Annotated in this window: 20 protein-coding genes; 14 read left to right on the top strand and 6 right to left on the bottom strand. The window is 74.0% G+C overall.

Going from position 1 to position 18,277, the window contains the following annotated elements; all coding sequences use genetic code 11:
* Positions 1-21 precede the first annotated feature (21 nt).
* The gene (locus tag M2302_RS15915) at positions 22-801 is read left to right on the top strand and encodes a polyprenol monophosphomannose synthase (protein ID WP_280838679.1); all 780 of its coding nucleotides are present in this window, start codon (positions 22-24) and stop codon (positions 799-801) included.
* A 98-nt stretch (positions 802-899) separates the two neighbouring features.
* Positions 900-1,445, top strand: coding sequence for an FxsA family protein (locus tag M2302_RS15920; protein WP_280838680.1), 546 nt, complete (start codon positions 900-902; stop codon positions 1,443-1,445).
* 64 nt (positions 1,446-1,509) lie between these two features.
* Here M2302_RS15920 and M2302_RS15925 read toward each other — a convergent pair whose 3' ends face one another.
* Positions 1,510-1,851: an RNA polymerase-binding protein RbpA gene (locus M2302_RS15925; protein ID WP_007070998.1), complete on the bottom strand. Its 342-nt coding sequence runs from the start codon at positions 1,849-1,851 to the stop codon at positions 1,510-1,512.
* Between the two features lie 218 nt (positions 1,852-2,069).
* Between M2302_RS15925 and M2302_RS15930 the strand changes: the two genes are divergently transcribed.
* Complete coding sequence (locus M2302_RS15930; RefSeq protein ID WP_280838681.1) at positions 2,070-3,551, top strand: peptide MFS transporter; 1,482 nt, start codon at positions 2,070-2,072, stop codon at positions 3,549-3,551.
* A gap of 70 nt (positions 3,552-3,621) precedes the next feature.
* The gene (locus M2302_RS15935) at positions 3,622-5,700 is read left to right on the top strand and encodes a molybdopterin-dependent oxidoreductase (protein WP_280838682.1); all 2,079 of its coding nucleotides are present in this window, start codon (positions 3,622-3,624) and stop codon (positions 5,698-5,700) included.
* Here the strand turns inward: M2302_RS15935 and M2302_RS15940 are convergent.
* Entirely contained in the window at positions 5,688-6,806 is a 1,119-nt protein-coding gene (locus tag M2302_RS15940; protein ID WP_280838683.1) for a hypothetical protein, read from the bottom strand. The genes M2302_RS15935 and M2302_RS15940 overlap by 13 nt on opposite strands.
* A 33-nt stretch (positions 6,807-6,839) precedes the next feature.
* Entirely contained in the window at positions 6,840-8,186 is a 1,347-nt protein-coding gene (locus M2302_RS15945) for an MFS transporter (RefSeq protein WP_280838684.1), read from the bottom strand.
* A 65-nt stretch (positions 8,187-8,251) separates the two neighbouring features.
* Between M2302_RS15945 and M2302_RS15950 the strand changes: the two genes are divergently transcribed.
* The 4 genes from M2302_RS15950 (at position 8,252) to M2302_RS15965 (ending at position 11,621) form a co-directional block, all read left to right on the top strand.
* Positions 8,252-8,887: a TetR/AcrR family transcriptional regulator gene (locus tag M2302_RS15950; RefSeq protein ID WP_348529424.1), complete on the top strand. Its 636-nt coding sequence runs from the start codon at positions 8,252-8,254 to the stop codon at positions 8,885-8,887.
* Between the two features lie 65 nt (positions 8,888-8,952).
* Complete coding sequence (locus tag M2302_RS15955) at positions 8,953-10,281, top strand: FAD-dependent oxidoreductase (protein WP_280838686.1); 1,329 nt, start codon at positions 8,953-8,955, stop codon at positions 10,279-10,281.
* Positions 10,278-11,102, top strand: coding sequence for an SDR family NAD(P)-dependent oxidoreductase (locus tag M2302_RS15960; protein WP_280838687.1), 825 nt, complete (start codon positions 10,278-10,280; stop codon positions 11,100-11,102). Before M2302_RS15955 ends, M2302_RS15960 begins: the two co-directional genes overlap by 4 nt.
* Positions 11,103-11,111: 9 nt before the next feature.
* A complete protein-coding gene (locus tag M2302_RS15965) occupies positions 11,112-11,621 on the top strand; it encodes an NUDIX domain-containing protein (protein WP_280838688.1) in 510 nt (169 codons plus the stop codon).
* 32 nt (positions 11,622-11,653) lie between these two features.
* Here the strand turns inward: M2302_RS15965 and M2302_RS15970 are convergent, their stop codons facing one another.
* Entirely contained in the window at positions 11,654-12,304 is a 651-nt protein-coding gene (locus M2302_RS15970; RefSeq protein ID WP_280838689.1) for a LysE family translocator, read from the bottom strand.
* A gap of 104 nt (positions 12,305-12,408) precedes the next feature.
* Here M2302_RS15970 and M2302_RS15975 point away from each other — a divergent pair, with 104 nt between their 5' ends.
* Positions 12,409-12,963 (top strand): GNAT family N-acetyltransferase, encoded by a 555-nt coding sequence (locus M2302_RS15975; protein ID WP_280838690.1) that lies wholly within the window; start codon positions 12,409-12,411, stop codon positions 12,961-12,963.
* Positions 12,964-12,978: 15 nt separating this feature from the next.
* Here the strand turns inward: M2302_RS15975 and M2302_RS15980 are convergent, their stop codons facing one another.
* Positions 12,979-13,383 (bottom strand): DUF1232 domain-containing protein, encoded by a 405-nt coding sequence (locus M2302_RS15980; RefSeq protein WP_280838691.1) that lies wholly within the window; start codon positions 13,381-13,383, stop codon positions 12,979-12,981.
* Between the two features lie 146 nt (positions 13,384-13,529).
* On the opposite strand from M2302_RS15980, the gene M2302_RS15985 reads away from it, so the two are divergent.
* From M2302_RS15985 to M2302_RS16005, 5 genes are all read left to right on the top strand, one after another.
* Entirely contained in the window at positions 13,530-14,018 is a 489-nt protein-coding gene (locus M2302_RS15985; protein WP_280838692.1) for a DUF1992 domain-containing protein, read from the top strand.
* 51 nt (positions 14,019-14,069) lie between these two features.
* Complete coding sequence (locus M2302_RS33135; RefSeq protein WP_348529422.1) at positions 14,070-14,315, top strand: VOC family protein; 246 nt, start codon at positions 14,070-14,072, stop codon at positions 14,313-14,315.
* A gap of 367 nt (positions 14,316-14,682) precedes the next feature.
* Positions 14,683-15,222: a DUF1062 domain-containing protein gene (locus tag M2302_RS15995; RefSeq protein WP_280838693.1), complete on the top strand. Its 540-nt coding sequence runs from the start codon at positions 14,683-14,685 to the stop codon at positions 15,220-15,222.
* 343 nt (positions 15,223-15,565) lie between these two features.
* Positions 15,566-16,147, top strand: coding sequence for a hypothetical protein (locus M2302_RS16000; protein WP_280838694.1), 582 nt, complete (start codon positions 15,566-15,568; stop codon positions 16,145-16,147).
* The gene (locus tag M2302_RS16005; RefSeq protein WP_280838695.1) at positions 16,148-16,639 is read left to right on the top strand and encodes a class I SAM-dependent methyltransferase; all 492 of its coding nucleotides are present in this window, start codon (positions 16,148-16,150) and stop codon (positions 16,637-16,639) included.
* A 340-nt stretch (positions 16,640-16,979) separates the two neighbouring features.
* On the opposite strand, the gene M2302_RS16010 is transcribed toward M2302_RS16005, so the two are convergent.
* A complete protein-coding gene (locus M2302_RS16010) occupies positions 16,980-18,182 on the bottom strand; it encodes an ROK family transcriptional regulator (protein WP_280838696.1) in 1,203 nt (400 codons plus the stop codon).
* Positions 18,183-18,277: the final 95 nt, after the last annotated feature.

Genomic DNA, 18,277 nt, shown 5'->3' on the forward strand with positions numbered 1-18,277 from the left:
GGCGGACGCGGAAGGGGTGCGGTGAGCGAGCCAGTGCCGGTGGGCCACCCCGGGGTGGGGCGCGTGCTGGTGGTGATCCCCACCTACAACGAGGCGGAGAACCTCCCCGACGTCGTGGCCCGGGTCCGCGCCGCCGCGCCGGCGGTGGACATCCTCGTCGCCGACGACAACAGCCCCGACGGCACCGGCGCGCTCGCCGAGGCGATGGCGGCCACCGACCCGCACGTCAACGTGCTGCGCCGCCCCGGCAAGGAGGGGCTCGGCGCGGCGTACCTGGCCGGGTTCGGGTGGGCGCGGCGGCGCGGCTACGACGCGGTGGTGGAGATGGACGCCGACGGCTCGCACGCCCCGGAGGACCTGCCCGCCCTGCTGGCCGCCGCCCGCGACGCCGACGTGGTCATCGGCTCCCGGTGGACCCGCGGGGCGCGGGTGCTGAACTGGCCGCTGCGGCGGCTGCTGCTGTCGCGCTGCGGCAATCTGTACGCGCGGTTGGCGCTGGGCGTGCCGGTCTCCGACGCCACCGGCGGCTACCGGGTGTACCGGTCGACGGCGCTGACGGCGATGGAGCTGGAGTCGGTCTGCTCGCAGGGCTACTCGTTCCAGGTGGAGCTGTCGCGGCTGGCGCACCGGGCGGGGGTGCGGATCGTGGAGGTGCCGATCACGTTCGCCGAACGGGAGCGCGGCGCGAGCAAGATGAGCCCGCTGATCGTGGCGGAGGCGCTGTGGCGGATCACCACGTGGGGGCTGCGGGACCGGCGGGCGGCGTGGCCCGGCCGGCGGGTCGCGGGCCGGTGGCCGTGACGCCCGGGCGTGTCATGCTGGAGGGGCGGGGTTTCCGCCCCGGGTCCGGTTCACGGCGGCGTCGTCGACCGGGCGCCGCGCGACGCGGATGAGGTGAGATGCGCCGATACCTGAGGTTCGTGCCACCGGCCCTGCTGCTGGCGGTGGTGCTGGAGCTGGCGGTCTTCGTCGGGGTGGGCCGGGTGATCGGGTTCGGCTCGGCGGTGCTGCTGGTGTTCGCGGCGTCGCTGCTGGGGCTGGTGCTGCTGCGCCGGGAGGGGATGCGCGCCTGGCGCGGGTTCCGCTCGTCGGTGGAGGCCCGACAGCCGCCGGGTCGGCAGGTCACCGACGGCCTGGTGGGGCTGCTGGGGGCGCTGCTGTTGGCCACCCCGGGCCTGGTCAGCGGCGTGGTGGGGCTGTTGCTGCTGGTGCCGCCGGTGCGCCGGCTGGCCCGCGCCGGGGTGCAACGTGCCGCCGAGCGTCGGGTGTCGTCGATGGTCGCCGGTGACCTGTTCGGGCCGCGCACGGTGCGGGTGCGCCGCGGCGCCAGCCGGCCCGCGCCGGAGCCGACGGTCGACGGGCAGGTCGTCGACGCGGGCCCGCCGCAGGTCGTCGACGGGGGTCGGGCCATCGAGGGTGAGATCGTCGAGCCGCGCCGCCCCTGACACACACACGACGGCGCCCCCGGGAGATTTCTCCCGGGGGCGCCGTCGTTGTCAGGTGGGCCGCTCAGGCGCGGCCGCGGCGGGTACGGACCTCCTGCAGCCGCTCGGCGAGGATGTCCTCCAGCTCGGCGATGGAGCGCCGCTCCAGCAGCATGTCCCAGTGGGTACGCGGCGGCTTGGCCTTCTTCTGCTCCGGCTCGGTGCCGTCGACCAGCCGGGCGACGCTGCCGTCGAACTTGCACTCCCAGGTCGTGGGGACCTCGGCGTCGACGGCGAACGGCACCTCGAACTGGTGACCCTTGGCGCACAGGTACTCGCGGGTCTGACGCGGCGCGAGCTCCGTGTTGCGGTCGGATTCGTAGCTGACCGCGCCCAGCCGGCTACCGCGCAGCATACGCTCGCCCATGATCGACTTCCCCTCGTTCGTGGTGCTGGTCTTGTCGGTGTAACGGCCCGTCGCCCCCGCGGCATTCCCGCCCGGCTGGGTGATCCGGCCGGTGGCCCCTGCAAGGGTAACCGGCCACGGGCGAGACCCGGCGGGGTCGTCCCCGGCCGGGTCGAATCGGTGGAGTGTTTCGGCGCTCACCGGGGATGTTAGCCGCCCCAGATCGGGAGGAGGTGACGATGACCAGTGACATGCCGGTCGATGCCCGACCGCCGGGCGGGAAGACCTTCTTCGGTCATCCCCGCGCGCTGTCGACGCTGTTCCTCACCGAGATGTGGGAGCGGTTCAGCTTCTACGGCATGCGGGCCATCCTGGTGCTCTACCTGACCGCCGCGGTCGCCGAGGACGGCCTGGGCATGCGGGAGTCCACCGCCAACGCGGTCTACGGCACCTACAACGCCATGGTCTACCTGATGGCGCTGCCCGGCGGCTGGGTCGCCGACCGGCTGATCGGGGCGCGTCGCAGCGTGCTGTGGGGCGGCGTGGTCATCGCCGTCGGGCACTACGTGATGGCGATCCCCGCCCGGTGGAGCGTGTTCGCCGGGATGACCCTGATCGTGCTCGGCACCGGGCTGCTCAAACCCAACATCTCGACCATGGTCGGCTCGCTCTACGACCGCGACTCGCCCCGCCGCGACGCCGGCTTCTCCATCTTCTACATGGGCATCAACCTGGGCGCGTTCATCGCCCCGCTGGTCACCGGCTTCCTCGGCGAGAAGATCAACTGGCACCTGGGGTTCGGGGCCGCCGCGATCGGCATGACCTTCGGCGTGCTGCAGTACGTCCTGGGCCGGCGCAACCTTGGCGACGCCGGCGAGCGCCCCGCCGACCCGCTGCTGGGCGCCGACCGTCGCCGGGCGCTGACCCGCGTCGGCGTCGGCGTGCTGGTGCTGCTGGTGGTGCTCGCCGCGCTCGCCGTGGCCGACCTGTTCACCGTCAACACCGTGGTCAACTCCCTGACCGTCGCCACCGTGCTGATCACCATCGGCTACTTCGCGCGGATCATCACCGACCGGGAGATCAGCAACACCGAACGCAGCCGGATGAAGGCGTACCTGTGGCTGTTCGTCTTCGCCGCCGCCTTCTGGCTGATCTACGACCAGGCCGGATCGGTGTTGAACATCTTCGCCGCCGACCGCACCGACCGGGACGTGCTCGGCTTCACCTTCCCCGCCTCCTGGCTCCAGTCGGTCAACCCGATCCTGATCATCATCGGGGCGCCGCTGTTCGCCTGGCTCTGGCTGCGCCTGGGCCACCGGGTGTCCACGCCGGTGAAGTTCGCCGTCGGCCTGGTCCTCAACGGCCTGTCGTTCGTGCTGATGGCCGCCGCCGCGCAGGCCGCCGTCGGCGGGGACCTGGTGTCCCCGTGGTGGCTGGTCGCCGTGTACGCCATCCAGGTCGCCGGTGAGCTGTCGCTGAGCCCGGTGGGCCTGTCCGCCACCACCAAGCTGGCCCCGGTCAAGTACGCCAGCCAGATGATGGGCCTGTGGTTCCTCGCCACCGCCGTCGGCGACGCCATCGGCGGGCAGGTCGCCCGGCTCGCCGAGACCTGGCCCGAGCCGACTTACTTCCTCACCTTCGGCCTGGCCTCGGTCCTGCTCGGCCTCGGCGCGGTGATGTTCACCCGGCACATCTCCCGGCTGATGGCCGGCATCCACTGACCCTGGTTCGGCCCGCGCCCGGCGCGCGCGGGGCCGCCCCGCCCGGCGTGGTGGGGATACGATCCGCGCCATGGCCCGCACCACGATCCACCCCGGCGCCTGCCCGCTGGACTGCCCGGACACCTGCACCTGGCAGCTCACCGTCACCGACGGCAGGGCGGTGGCGCTGCGCGGCGACCGGGACCACCCGTTCACCCGGGGCGCGCTGTGCGGGAAGGTCAACCGCTACCTCGACGCGGTCAACGGACCCGACCGGCTCACCCGGCCGCTGGTGCGGGTCGGGCCCAAGGGCGTCGGGCCGGTGTCGTACCGGCCGGCGAGCTGGGACGAGGCGCTGCAACGGGTGGCGGCCGGGCTGCGCGCCACCATCGACGCCGACGGGCCGCAGGCGATCCTGCCGTACTACTTCGCCGGCACGATGGGCCTGGTGCAGGGCTGGACGATGGGGCCCCGGCTCTTCGCCCACCTGGGCGCGTCGCGGCTGCGCACCACCATCTGCACCGCCGCCGCCCGCGCCGCCCTCCAGTCGATCTACGGCGGGTCGGTCGGCTTCGAACCGGAGTCGATCGTGGACGCCCGGCTGATCGTGCTGTGGGGCGCGAACCTGCTCTCGACGAACCTGCACCACTGGCCGTTCGTGCAGGAGGCGCAGCGGCGCGGCGCGTACGTGGTGACGATCGACCCGCTGCGCACCGACACCGCCGCGCGCAGCGACGAGCACGTCGCGCCGCTGCCCGGCACCGACGCCGCCCTCGCGCTGGGGTTGATGCGCCACATCCGTGACCTCGGTGGCGTCGACCGGGAGTGGCGGGACGCGCACACCACCGGCGGGGAACGGCTCGACGGCCGCCTCGACGAGTGGCCGGTGGAACGCGCCGCCGCCGAGTGCGGTCTCGACGCCGACGTGCTGCGCCGGCTCGGCGCGCGGATCGCCGGCACCCGGCCCACCGCCATCCGGGTCGGACTGGGCCTGCAACGGCACGCCGGCGCCGGCCAGGCCGTCCGGGCCATCGCGGCGATTCCGCTGCTGACCGGGGACTTCCGCTACCCGGGCGGTGGGGCGCTGGTGACCACCTCCGGGCACCACCGGATCGACCCCGACCGGGTGGCCCGCCCGGTCGACCTGCCCACCCCGCCGGCCCGCTCGATCAACATGAGCCGGCTCGCCGCGGCGCTGACCGGCGAGGCCGACCCGCCGGTCACCTCGCTGGTGGTGTTCGACGCCAACCCGGCCGCCACCGTCCCCGACCAGAACCGGCTGCGCGCCGGGCTGGGCCGGGCCGACCTGTTCACCGTGGTGCTGGAGCAGCGCTGGACGGACACCTGCGACTGGGCCGACGTGGTGCTGCCGGCCACCATGCAGCCGGAACACCTCGACCTGCACACCTCCTACGGGCACCACTACGCGACGCTGAACCTGCCGGCGAGCAGCCCGCCGGGGGAGGCGCTGCCGAACACGGAGATCTTCCGCCGCGTCGCCGCCGCCCTCGGCCTGACCCATCCCCGGCTGCGCGACACCGACGAGGACCTGGCCCGGCAGCTGCTCGACGGCGCCGGGGTCAGCTTCGAGGAGCTGCGCGAGCACACCTACGCGCGGGCCACCGGCGTCGACGTCGGCGCCGCCCCGTACGCCAAGGGCGGCTTTCCCACCCGCGACGGGCGGGCCCGGTTGTACGACCCGCAGCTCACCGGGCAGGGCGTCGACCCGCTGATCGGCTACACCCCGCCGGTGGAGGCCGCCGACCCGCAGCTGGCGCGGCGGTTCCCGCTGGCGCTGATCTCCCCGGCCGGCCGGTTCCTGATGAACTCCACCTTCGCCTCGCTGCCCTGGCACCTCGACCGCACCGGCCCGCCCCGCATCCACCTGCACCCCGTCGACGCGGCCGCCCGGGGCCTGGCCGACGGCGACGGGGCGCGGGTGCACAACGACCGGGGCGCGTTCCTGGCCACCGTGGCGGTGGACGAGGCCACCCGGCCGGGCCTGGCGTTCACTTACAAGGCGTACTGGGCGCGGCTGAGCCCCGGCGGCAGCACCGTCAACGCCGTCACCGCCGTCCGTGACACCGACCTGGGTGGCGGGCCGACGTTCCACGACACGAGGGTGCAGGTCGAGGCCGCACCGGCCGAGGTGCCCGCTCAGCGCGCCTGAGGCGGCGCGCCGAGCCGGGCCAGCGCGGCAGCCAGGTCGCTGACCTGGTCGGCGAGCTGCGCGGCCCGCCGCTGGGCGGCGTCGCGGTCGGCCTCGGCGGCGCGCAGCCGTACCTCGATCTCGGTCAGCCGGGCCTGCGCGGCGTCGCCGCCGCGGCGGGCCTCGGCCAGCTGGGCCGCGAGCGCGTCGCGCTGTGCGGCGGCCCCGGTGGCCTCCTCGCGGGCGCGGGCCGACACCGCGGCGGCCTCCTCGCGGGCGGCGTCGGCCGTCGCCCGCGCGGCGTCCCGGTCAGCGGTCGCGGCGGCGGCCTCCGCGTGCGCCCGCCGGGCCTGCTCGGCGTGCCGGTCGGCCTCGGTACGCGCCCGCGCGGCCTCGGCCGCGGCAAGCTCGGCCTGGCGCACCGCCTCTGCGGCGGCGGCGGTGGCCCGCTGGGCGTCGGCGCGGGCGGCGTCGCGTTCGACGGTCAGGTCGGCGGCGCGCTGCCGGTCGGTGTCCCGCTCGGTGCGCAGGCCGCGCAGCTCGTGGCGGGCGGCGTCGCGGTCCCGTTCGGCCTGGGCGCGCAGCGCCTCGGCGGCGCTGGCCTCGCGGCGGGCGACGTCCCGGTCCGCCTCGGCGCGCGCGGCGTGGTCCCGCGCGGCGGCGGCCCGCGCGTCGGCCTGCTCGGCGCGGGCCAGGGCGGTGTCGCGGTCGGCGGCGGCGGCGCGGGCCTCCTGACGGGCGCGGGTGGCCTCGGCGGCGGCGGTCTCGGCGTCGGTGCGGGCCTCGTCGCGCTCGGTGTGCGCCCGGGCGATGTCGGCGGCGGTCTCGGCGCGCAGCTGGGCGAGCTGGCGTTCCACCCCGGCCGGGGAGAGCTCGGCGTGCAGCGCCTCGGTCAGCGTCTCGACGATCTGGTCGAGCCGGTCCACCGCCTCCCAGGTGCGGGCCACCTGACCTGGCAGGCCGGGGGCGTTGCGGTGCCGCATCCGGGAGTTGCGGGAGGCCCGCTGGCAGGCGCCGTCGTTGTCCCGGCAGTAGCGGAACGGCCGGCCGGCGCCGATGCGCTGCGGCACGTCCCGTCCACAGTGGGCACAGGGGCGGGTGTCGGCGGGGGCGGGCTGGGCGTCCATCGAGGCGGAAGTCTAGTGCCGGCGTCGGGACGGTCAGTCCCCGGCGCGGGCGGCGCGGTCCAGGATGTAGCGGCGTTGCAGCAGCAGCGCCGCGAGCATCGCCGCGGCGGGCAGCAGCCCGAAGCCCCAGCGGATCGCGTCCAGCGCCGCGTCGGGCTGGGTGACGCTCTGCCCGGCGGTGGAGGCGACGAACCCGCCGGCGGCCAGGCAGAGCGCGTACGCCCAGGGGCCCAGCGCCGCGCCGGTGGCCTCGGTGGCCGTCCACACCCCGGTGTAGGTGCCGGCGGCACCGGTGCCGGCGCGGATCACGTCGGGCACCATCGAGAACGGCAGCAGTTGCATGCCGGCGAAGGCCACCCCGAGCACCGCCACCGCGGCCACCAGCACCGGCAGCCCCGCCGGCCGGCCCACCGCCAGCACCAGCGAGCCGGCGGCGAACGCGCCCTGGGCGCCCAGCAGCGCCCGCTGCTTGCCGACCCGGCGGGCCACCGCCAGCCAGCCGGGGGTGACCAGCAGCGCCGGGGCGACGAACGCGGCCACCAGCACCGTGGTCAGGCCCGGGCGGCCCAGCTCGTACTCGGCGTAGTAGGGCACCCCGGCCAGCACCAGGTGGGTGGTGGTGGACATGGCCAGGTAGGCGGCGACCAGCCAGCGGAACTGCCGGTCGCGCAGGGCGGCGGCGAGCGCCCGCCAGCCGCCGGAGTGCGGGGCGGCGCTCGCGGCGGCGGCCCGGCGCAACCGGGCGATGCCGGCGACGCCGACCAGCATGGCGGCCAGCATCCCGGCGGCGAGCAGCACGCCCATCCGCTGGTAGCCGCCCCGGGTGGCGGCGTCCCCGCCGGCCAGCAGCGGGGCCAGTAGACCGGAGACGAGGATGCCGAGCGTCAGCACCACCATCCGGAAGGCCATCAGCCGGGTCCGCTCGTGGTAGCCGATCCGCAGGTCGGCGGGGGTGGCCAGGTAGGGGACCTGGTAGGCGGCGAAGAGCAGGTTGCCGGCGACGAAGAGGACCGCCACCCAGGCGGCGGCGGGCGCGCCGGTCAGCCCGCCGGGCACCGCGAAGAGGGCCGCGAAGGCCACCGGCAGAGCGCAGCCGAGCAGCAACAGCCGCCGCCGGTCGCCGCGGCGGGCCTGTTCGACGTCGCAGCGGTGCCCGACCCACGGGTGCAGCAGCACGTCGGCGACCTTGGGCAGCAGCAGCGCCAATCCGGCCAGCCAGGGGGCGACGGCCAGCACGTCGGTGAGGAAGTAGAGCAGCAGCAGGCCGGGCACGGTGACCCAGATGCCCATGCCGAGCGAGCCGGCGGCGAAGCCGAGCAGCGGGCCGCGGGGCAGGGCCGCCGCGTCCGCGCTGGTCGGCTGCTGGTCGAGCCCGGTCATGCCGCGTCTCCTCCCGGCCAATCCAACGGTTGCTGGATTGTAGGGGCACAATGGCCGGCATGACCATGCCCCGACGCCGCCCGGGCCGTCCCCGCCGTGACGAGACCCGGCAGACCCGTGAGGTGGTGCTCGCCGCGGCGACCGAGCTGTTCGCCCGGCGGGGCTTCGACGCCGTCGGGCTCCGGGAGGTCGCCGCCGCCGCCGGCGTCGACGTGGCCACGGTCTCCCACCACACGGGTACGAAGGCGCAGCTCTACGACGCCTGCTTCGCGCGGGTGTTCGCCGCCGAGCGGGCGGCCATGGAGGAGGCGACGGCACGGGCCCGGGCGGCTCTCGGCGCGGGGCCGGGCGAGGCGCTGCGGGCGCTGCACGAACTGGTCGACGTGTTCGTGGACTTCCTGGAGGACCGGCCGGAGACCACCGCGCTGTGGCTGCGCCGCTGGTTGGAGCCGCAGCGCCACGCCGAGCTGGACGAGCGGTACGCGGCGCCGCTGTACCGGCTGGTCGCCGAGCTGCTCACCGCCGCCGCGGCGACCGGCGCGCTGGCCGAGCCCACCCCGCACGTCACCGTGCGCAGCCTGGTCTGGGCGGTGCACGGGCACGTGGTGGCCCTGGCCGCCGGCGGCGGATCGCAGGCCCGCGAGCGCCGCGAGTTCCGCGCCTTCGTGCACCGCTTCCTCGACGGCCTGTACGGCTCTTGACGCGCGGCCCCACCCACGACCATTATCCGACAGTCGTTGGATTTTCGTGGGTAGGGGAGGCGGGGATGGGCGCACCACCGTCCGTGGCGGTGATCGGGGCGGGCGCGGCCGGGTTGGCCACCCTCAAGGCCCTCGCCGACGCCGGCGTGCCCGCGGTCTGCTTCGAGGCCGGCGACCGGGTCGGCGGCCTGTGGGTCTACGGTTCGCCCGGCTCGCCGGCGTACCGGACGCTGCACCTGAACACCAGCAGGAGGCGGACCGAGTTCGCCGACCACCCGATGCCGGCGCACTGGCCCGACTACCCCGGCCACACCCGCGTCGCCGGTTGGCTCGCCGACTACGCCGAGCGGTTCGGCCTGCACGAGTCGGTACGGCTGCGGCACACCGTCGACCGGGTCGTCCCCGAGGCCGGTGGCCGGTGGACCGTGTACGCCGACGGACCCGACGGGCCGGTCAGCGTCACCGTGGCCGCCGTGGTCGTCGCCAACGGGCACAACCGGGTGCCGAGGTCACCGGTCCCGCCGCCCCCGGGCACCGGCACCGCCCGGCAGTTGCACAGCCACGCCTACCGGGGGCCGGAACAGCTCGCCGGCCGGCGGGTGCTGGTCGTCGGCGGCGGCAACTCCGCGATGGACATCGCCGTCGACGCCTCGTACGCCGCCGCGCGCACCCTGCTGTCGCTGCGCCGCGGCGTGTGGGTGGTGCCCAAGCACCTGCTGGGCCGCCCGTCGGACACCCTCAACGGGGCGCTGGCCCGCCGGCTGCCGTGGCGGCTGCGCCAACGGATCAGCCAGACCATGCTCACCGCCACCGTCGGACCCCCGACCCGCTACGGCCTGCCCGCCCCCGCCCACGGCTTCCTCCAGGACCACCCCACCCTCTCCGACGGGCTGCTGTCCCGCCTCACCCACGGCGAGATCGAGGTACGGCCCGGCGTCGCCGGCTTCGACGGCGACCAGGTCACCTTCACCGACGGCCGCGCCGACGAGGTCGACCTGGTGATCTGGTGCACCGGCTACCGGGTGGACCTCCCGTTCCTGGACCCGGCGCTGCTCGGCGACCGGCCGGAGGCCCTGCCGCTGTACCGGCACGTCTTCCACCCCGACGTGCCCGGCCTGGCCTTCGTCGGGCTGATGCAGTCCACCGGGGCGGCGTTCCCGCTCGTCGAGGCGCAGGCCCGGCTGGTCGCCGCCCAGCTCGCCGGCACGTACGCGCTGCCCGACCCGGCCCGGCAGCACGCCGACATCCGGGCGGAGCTGCGCGCGGCGACCGACCGCTGGGGCGACCGCCGCCCGGCGATGCGCGTCGACTTCGACGCCTACCTCGCCCAGCTCGCCCGGGAACTCGACGAGGGCGCCCGCCGGGCCGCCGCCACCACCCGGGTGCCGGCGTGAGCGGGCTGGCCGGCCGCCGGGCGGTCGTCACCGGCGCGCACGGCACCTTCGGCCGGCAACTCTGCGCCGCGCTGCACGCCGCCGGGGCGCGGGTCGTCGGCGTCGACCGCTACCCGGGCGTGGCCGCCGGCGTGCCCGTCCTCGGCTGCGACCTGACCGACCCGGCCGCCGTCCCGCCCGCCGTACGCGCCGCCGCCGACCGCCTCGGCGGGCTGGACCTGCTTGTCAACAACGCCGGCGTCGGCGGTCCCGCCCCGGCGGAGCTGCCTCCCGACGAGACCGTCCGCCAGCAGCTGGAGGTGAACCTGCTCGCCGCCTGGCGGACCACCGCCGCCGCGCTGCCCGACCTGGTCGCCGCCCGCGGTCGGGTGATCTTCGTGGCCAGCCGGATGGCGGTGCTGCCGCTGCCCCTCGCCGCCGCGTACGGGGTGAGCAAGCGGGCCCTGGTCGCCTACGCCGACGCGCTGCGCCACGAGGTCGGCACCCACGTCGGCGTCAGCGTCGTCTACCCCAGCATGGTCGCCTCGCCGATCCACGACAGCACCGCCGAGGCCGGTCTGTCGCTGGGCGGGGTGTCCCGGATGGAACCCGTCGAGGGAGTGGTGGCGGCGATCCTGCGGGCGGCCACCGCCCGCCGGGCGCCCCGGGACGTGGCCACCACGACCCGGGGCCGGCTGGAGCTGGCCCTTGCCCGGCACGCGCCCGCGCTGGCCGACCGGATGGTGCGCCGTACCGTCGCCGGCCGGATCGCCGCCGGTGACCTCGACGCGGCGCCGCTGGCCGCCGGGATGGTCCGCCGGCACCGCGACGCCACCGGCTAGCGTGTGCCGGTGCCCGTCCCCTCGTACGTGACCAGGCTGCGCGCCCACATCGGCCACGACCTGCTCCTGCTGCCCGGCGTCAGCGGCGTGGTGCGCGACGACGCCGGGCGGGTGCTGCTGGCCCGGCGGGGCGACAACGGCCGCTGGTCGGTGCCCGCCGGCATTGTCGACCCGGGCGAGCAGCCGGCCGACGCCGTGGTGCGGGAGGTCTTCGAGGAGACCGGCGTGCGGGTCCGGGTCGAGCGGGTCGGCGGGGTCGCCACCCACCCGGTGGTCTATCCCAACGGCGACGTCTGCGAGTACCTCAACGTCTGGTTCCGCTGCGCGCCGGTGGGTGGCGAGCCGCGCGCCGACGGCGACGAGTCGACCGAGGTGGGCTGGTTCGCCCCGGACGACCTGCCGGAGCTGGACGAGTGGGCGCGGCTGCGCATCGACACCACGCTGCGCGAGGACGCCCCGACCTGGCACTCGCGGCCCGGCGAGCGGCACCCGGCACTGCGCCGACCCGACGCCCTCTGAGGCCCAGCGCCGACCCTGGCGGTCGGGACGGGTCAGCCGGTGGCGACGGCGGCCCGGGAGCGGTCGACGGCGATGCGCACCGCGAGGCCGGCCAGCACGGTGCCCATCACGTACCGCTGCGCCCGCGCCCAACCCGGCCGGCGGAGCAGGAACGCCGACACCGAACCGGCGGTCAGCACGATCAGCGCGTTGACCGTCAGCGCGATCACGATCTGGGTCAGCCCGAGCAGCAGGCTCTGCACCGCCACATGGCCGCGCGCCGGGTCGACGAACTGCGGCAGCAGCGACACGTACAGGATGGCGATCTTCGGGTTGAGCAGGTTGGTGACCAGACCCATGGTGAACAGCCGGCGCGGCCGGTCCGGCGGCAGCGGCGTCGGGGTGAACGCCGATTGCCCGCCCGGGCGCAGCGTCCGCCAGGCCAGCCACAGCAGGTACGCCGCGCCGGCCAGCTTCACCGCCGTGTACAGCGGCGGCACCAGCACGAAGACCGTGGCGATGCCGGCCACCGCGGCGGCCAGGTAGACCAGGAATCCGACCGCCACCCCGAGCAGGGAGACCAGCCCGGCGCGGCGGCCCTGGGTCACCGACCGGGACACCAGGTAGACCATGTTCGGCCCGGGCGTCAGCACCAGGCCGAGCGCCACCAGACCGATCCCCACCAGCGCGCCCACCGTCACCATCGCCGCACCGCCCCTCCCATGCCCGCCCCGACCCTACGCCGGGAACCGCTGCGTCGTGCGCACCGCATCTTTGCGCCGGCCCGTTCAGCGGTGACACTGCTGTGATGTCCGTCGTCCTGCGGGTGCCCGCCACCACATCCGCCGCCGAGCTGGTCCTGCGCCCGTGGCGCGACGACGACGTCGACGCGCTGCTGGAGATCTACCGCGATCCGGAACTGCGGGCGCGCACCCGGCACCCATTGCGCACCGCCGCCGACGCCCGCCGCTGGGTGGCGCGGCACCGGCAGGGCTGGGCGGCCGGCCGCCGCTTCTGCTTCGCCGTCTGTGAGACGGACCCGGTCGACGGCGGGCAGCGGCTCGTCGCCTGCGTGCTGCTCAAGGACGTCACGCCGGGACGGCCGGAGGCCGAGGTGGGCTACTGGACGGCCGCGGCGGCCCGGGGCCGCGGGGTGGCCTCGCGCGCGGTGGACGCGGTGAGCCGTTGGGCGTTCACCCGCTTCGCCGCCACCGGACTGACCCGGCTGGAGCTGCTGCACGAGGTCGACAACCCGGCGTCCTGCCGGGTGGCGGAGAAGAGCGGGTACCCGTTCGTGGAGGTGCTGCCCGCCCGGCCGCCGTACCCGGGCGACGGGCACCGCCACGTGCGCCGGCGGGACTGACGTCTTCGGCGGGGATCAGGCCGGTGGCGTGGCGGGCGGGCCGAGCAGCCGCAGCAGCAGGCGCGGCTCCCCGGGCCAGGCGGCGAGCAGCACCTCACGCGGCACCTGCCGGCCCGCGTAGCGCAGCGCGAGGGCGACCACCACGATGTCGTCCAGCGGGCCGATCACCGGCAGGAACTCCGGGATCAGATCGATCGGACTGGCCAGCCAGAGGCCCGCCACCACGATGGCGATCTTCGCCTTGCGGGGGACCCGGGGATCGGCGCGCAGCCGGCGTACCGTAGTCAGACAGTCGGGGATGAACGCGGCCAAATCGCGCAGGATGCCCGGCGGCAGCCGCCGGGCCAGCAGCACCAGCAGCGCCCAGCTGGCCAGCAGGCAGGCCACCGCCACACCGAGCCCGATCAGCCAGTCCCGCACGCTGCCCTCCTCTGCCCCGCGTCGGCCCTGCCGGGAATCTACGCCCCGGCCGCCGCCACCACCCGCCGGCGGGGAATGCCCGGCCGCGCCGGGGCGCTGAACCTCGGCGGTACTGGCGGATACGGTGGTTCGGGGAGGTGGGTGACGTGAGCAACGCGTGGGAAGCGGCGGTCGAGGCGCAGATCCGCACCGCCGTGGAGCGCGGCGACTTCGACAACCTGCCCGGCATGGGCAAGCCGATCCCGGGCCGCGGCGCCCCCTACGACGAGTCGTGGTGGATCAAGAGTTTCCTGGAGCGGGAGGCCCTGCCCAGCGACCTGCTGCTGCCGACGCCGCTGCAACTGCGCCGCCGGGTCGAGCAGGTCCCCGACGAGGTCCGTGACCTGCCCACCGAGGAGTCCGTCCGGGCGTACGTGGCCGCGCTGAACACCGAGATCGTGGCCTGGCTGCGTACCCCGACCGGCCCGCGGGTGGTGGTCCGGCCGGTCAACGTCGACGAGACGGTACGACGCTGGCGGGCCGACCGGGAACAGCGCTCAGCGGCTGTCCTGGCCGCTGCCATCGAACCGGCGACCACCGCCGGCCGGCCGGGCCGGCGCCGCCGCTGGCGTTTTCCGTGGCGGCGCTCGCGCTGACCGCCCCCGTCGCGGGCGCGGCCAGCAGCTCGTAGCCCTCGGCGTAGGGGCTTGAAGCAACCGAACGGCGTGACGTTCGCCGGGCCGCAGGTCGACGTGGAGCGCCCGGAGCGAAGCGCTGCCGTACGGTTGGCCTCCTCCGGCCTGATGCCGTATCCCGGTGATGATCAAGCGGCGGAAGTGGCCCGGCTGGGGGCTCTCGGTGCCACCGGCGTCGACGTCGGCCAGGGCGATGTGTCGTGGACGTGCCTCGCGGACCCGGAGGGCAACGAGTTCTGCGTCCTCACCCCGGGCTGACGCGGAGCCTTGCCGACCCTCACCGTGGACACCGGCGACGGCTACCGGCCGGCCTCGACGACACCATCGCCTTCGTTACCGAGGGGTCCCGGTGGCACTGACGAAGTTTCGGTCGGAAAACCGTTTGAGCCGTCCTTTCGCGTTCCCGTAGGTTGCCTGCGGCCCGTCGCCGTGAGGACAGAGGACAAAACCGCGTGACCCCGCCTGCTCTTTAGACCTGACACCTTCTTCCGCTCACCTAGCCGACGCTCTCCGTCGGTTCTGCCGGGCTGCCCTTGTGCGCCCGGTCGTACAGCGTCTGAGGCCGCGCGCGTAATCGGCCTCGTGTCAGGTCCAGAGAGAGATCATGTCTTCACAACCTCATATCGTGCTGCCCTGGGTCGTTCGTCGGACCAGGCTGCCTCTGCTGTCGTTGCGGTGCGTGGACTGCCGGTCGGAGTCGGCCACCACCGGCGAGGGAAAATTCCGCGTCAACGCCAATGGCAAGCTGCTGGACGTGTGGCTGCTGGTCCGCTGCGTATCCTGCGATCGGACGAGCAAGCTCACCGTCCACGAGCGAGCGCCGGTCAGATCCTTCGATCCGGCCGAGCTCCACGGCTACGGCGTCAACGATCCGGAATTGGTGGCCTCCAGGCTGTTGGATCCGCTGCTCGCCCGGCGTAACCGCTTCACCCTGGACTGGACGGGGGCCTGGCGGCTGGACACCCCGCCGGCATGGCCCGACGAGGCGTGGCCGGTCCAGGTGGAGGTCGTCTTCGAGGACCCGGTACCGGTGCGCCCGGATCGGCTCATCGCGCAAGGGCTCGGCCTCAGCAGGAACGAGGCACTGCGCCGGATCAAGTGCGACATTCCGCTGCGCCGTCCGACGAGCGCCGGATTCACCTTCACTGTGGTGGCCGGGGACTAGCGCGGATGATGCCGGGCGGGCCACCCGGCCCGCCCGGCATCATCCCCGAACCATGCCAGTACCGGAGACGCACACGCCACACCCGTCACAGAACGGCGCGGCGCGCAGTTGGGTCAGGCCGTGGTCGGGCTGGCGCTGCCGGGAACCTCTACAGCTCGCCAGTCAGGCACGGTTGTCGGTTTATCGAATAACCGTTAATGACATTCCGGTAATCGGTCCGAACATAACGGGCAAAGCGGCGGTGCATCATAATGTCTGTTCTGTTGCTTCCTATCGGAGCGATAGGTTTTTTGGCGCACGAGCCGGGCCACTGCTTGCTTCCCGGCGGTGGCAGACTGCACCGATGATCGACGAGGCAGGTGACGAGGACGCCCTGGATCGCAGCGATTTCGTTCCGGCCGAGGGCGGTGAGTGGCGGGGGCTGTTGTTCGAGAACCCGACGCTAGGACTCGCACCGCAGCTGACCTGGAGCTTTCACTTCCCCTTCCAGCCGGTGTCCCGCCATCATGGGAGCAGCCCACTCACCCTGGACATCGAGTGGCTGCCGATCCAGGCGGACGGGTGGTGCAGCATGGCAGGCCGGAGCGCCAGCAGCTCACGCTTCGCCGAGCCGGGCGAGGCCAGCGTCTACTACTTCGCGCACCACCGCTACGACGCGATCCAGCTGCAGATACTGGAGCAGCGCGACCTGGCCATCCAGGTCCGGGCGAACGTGTCCGGTGACCTGGACAGCCTGGGACTCGAATCGGTCGCCGCAGACGCGTGGTTGCACTTTGCCGGCATCACCGTGGCGCTGAGCGACACGGTGACCGCCGACGCGGCCCTCGCTCGGCTCAGGGACTTCAGCGACATCACCGGGCTGACGCATGCCGACGTGCCCAGCGGGATCCACTTCCGGTTCGCTCCCGCCGGCCCCATGGAATAGGTGCGGCGGTGCGCAACGGGGAGTTCACCGATCCCCGCCTCGTCGCGGTCTACGACGTCGAGTGCCCGTGGGGCCCCGACGATCGCCGCCGGGCACACCGTCACCGGCGTCGACCCGGCCCGCGCCTCACTGGACGCGGCGCGCGCCAAGCCCGGCGCGGACCGGGTCACCTGGATCGAGGGTGGCGCGGAGGTGCTGCCCGGCGGGTCGTACGACGTGGCGGTGATGACCAGCCACGTGGCGCAGTTCGTGGTCACCTGGACGGAGGTGACCGACGCGCGGGACGGCGTCGTGCGCTTCACCCGTCACTTCGGCTTCGCCGACGGTGAGCTGTGCGGCGAGGCGGTGCTGCGGTTCCGTACCGAGGGGGAGTTGCGGGACTCGCTCGCGCAGGCGGGTTTCCGGGTGCGGCGCATCCACGGCGGCTGGCAGGGGGAACCGGTGGGTGCGGGGGACGACGGGGAGTTCGTGGTGGTGGCGACGGCGGGCTGACGATCCCGGGCGGTATCCGGCTCAGCCGGCGTGGCGTACCTCCTGGTCCCAGGTCTGGTCCCATGGGCGCCGCAGGCCCCACCAGAGTCAGATCGGACCTGCCGTTGAGCCCGGAGCAGCGCGCGATGGAGGACAGGGTCTGGTGGCAGTCGCGGTACGGAAGGCTGTCGCAGCGGGTACTTCGGCTGTTGGTGGACGGTGCAAGTGGCGAGCTCAGCCGGAGTACGGTGTCGGCCTCGCTCGATCGGCTCGGCATGGCGGTCGACTCCGACCCAGGGGACGTACCACGCGGTCCAGGTGCTGAGCAGCTCGCCCACCGCAGGTTGAAGATCAAGCTAGATCAGATTGTCAGGAGTTTCAGCCGGCTGTCCACGGCCTCCGGGCTGTAGAGCGATTGAACCACCAGCCGGGCCATTCCTATCGTGCCGGCGTCCTCCCCGAGACGACTGGGTTGGATGCTGGTCCGCTCGATCACCCGGGGCAGGGTGCTGTTCTTCACCTCGGCACGGACGGACCGCACGACCAGTGGATGGTGTCCGAGCAGGCCACCGAGGACCACGACGGACGGATTGATGCAGGCGAGTAGCCCGCCGAGGACATGACCGATCGCCTCACCCGCGCGCCGTACGGTGGCCGTCACCTCGGGATCCTTACCGTCCAGCAGCGTCACCACCTCAGAAAGGCTGGTCACGCGGCGATGCCGCAGCTGCCGCAGAATCGCTCGCCCAGAGGCGTACGCGGCGAGGCAACCGCGTCGACCGCACCGGCAGCGTGGGCCGTCCCTCGTCACACGGGTGTGACCGATGTCGCCGGCCGCGCCGGTCGAACCCCGCAGGGGCTGGCCGTCCATCACTACTCCTGCGCCGATACCCCAGCCGAACTTGACAGCCAGCAGGATGTCCACACCGGACTCGGTGGAGGACATCAGGCTGTCCTCGCCGATGGCCAACGCGCGCGCGTCGTTCTCGAGAACGAGGGGGACCGGCCACCGCCCCTGCAAGGTGTCGGTGATGAGGCGTTCGGACCAGCCGCGCATCGGTGAGCTGTCCCAGTGGGTCTGCCCCTCCTGCACCACCGGCGCGGGCACGCCGAACCCGATGCCGACAACCTCCCAACCCTGAGACTGTTGCAGTACCTCCTCGGCTGCCTTGATCAATGCAGTCAGCACGAGTTCCGACGGCGACCTGCCCTTCACGGCGATCTCGGTCGCCGCCAGGGGTACCCCGGCGATGGACACGGCCGCCACCCGGGCGTGAGTGTGCCCGAGATCGATGGTCAGCACGACCTTGTCGACGGCGTCGAACTCGATGATCTTCGCGGGTCGGCCGCCGGTCGGATCGGTGCTGCGGCTCTCGCGGATCAAGCGTGCGGCGGTGAGTTGCTCGAGGCGTTCGGTCAGGGTGGTCCGCGACATGCCGGTGCGGGCCAACAACTGTGCACGGGTCACCCCCGACTCGCTGCGGATGAGGTGCAGCAACCGACCGGCGGACAATGCCACTCCCGCGGGGGCGGCGGCAGCCTGCAGCCGTGGCGGATCGTGCATGGATACAGACGTTACAACCCCCCGCAACCCTTGACGACCATGAGGACGGCACTTATGTTCAGCAGCCTGACAGAAGGGTGTCGACGACGACACCC

Source organism: Micromonospora sp. A200 (assembly GCF_029893845.1).
In the GTDB taxonomy this organism is placed as follows: Bacteria; Actinomycetota; Actinomycetes; order Mycobacteriales; family Micromonosporaceae; genus Micromonospora; species Micromonospora purpureochromogenes.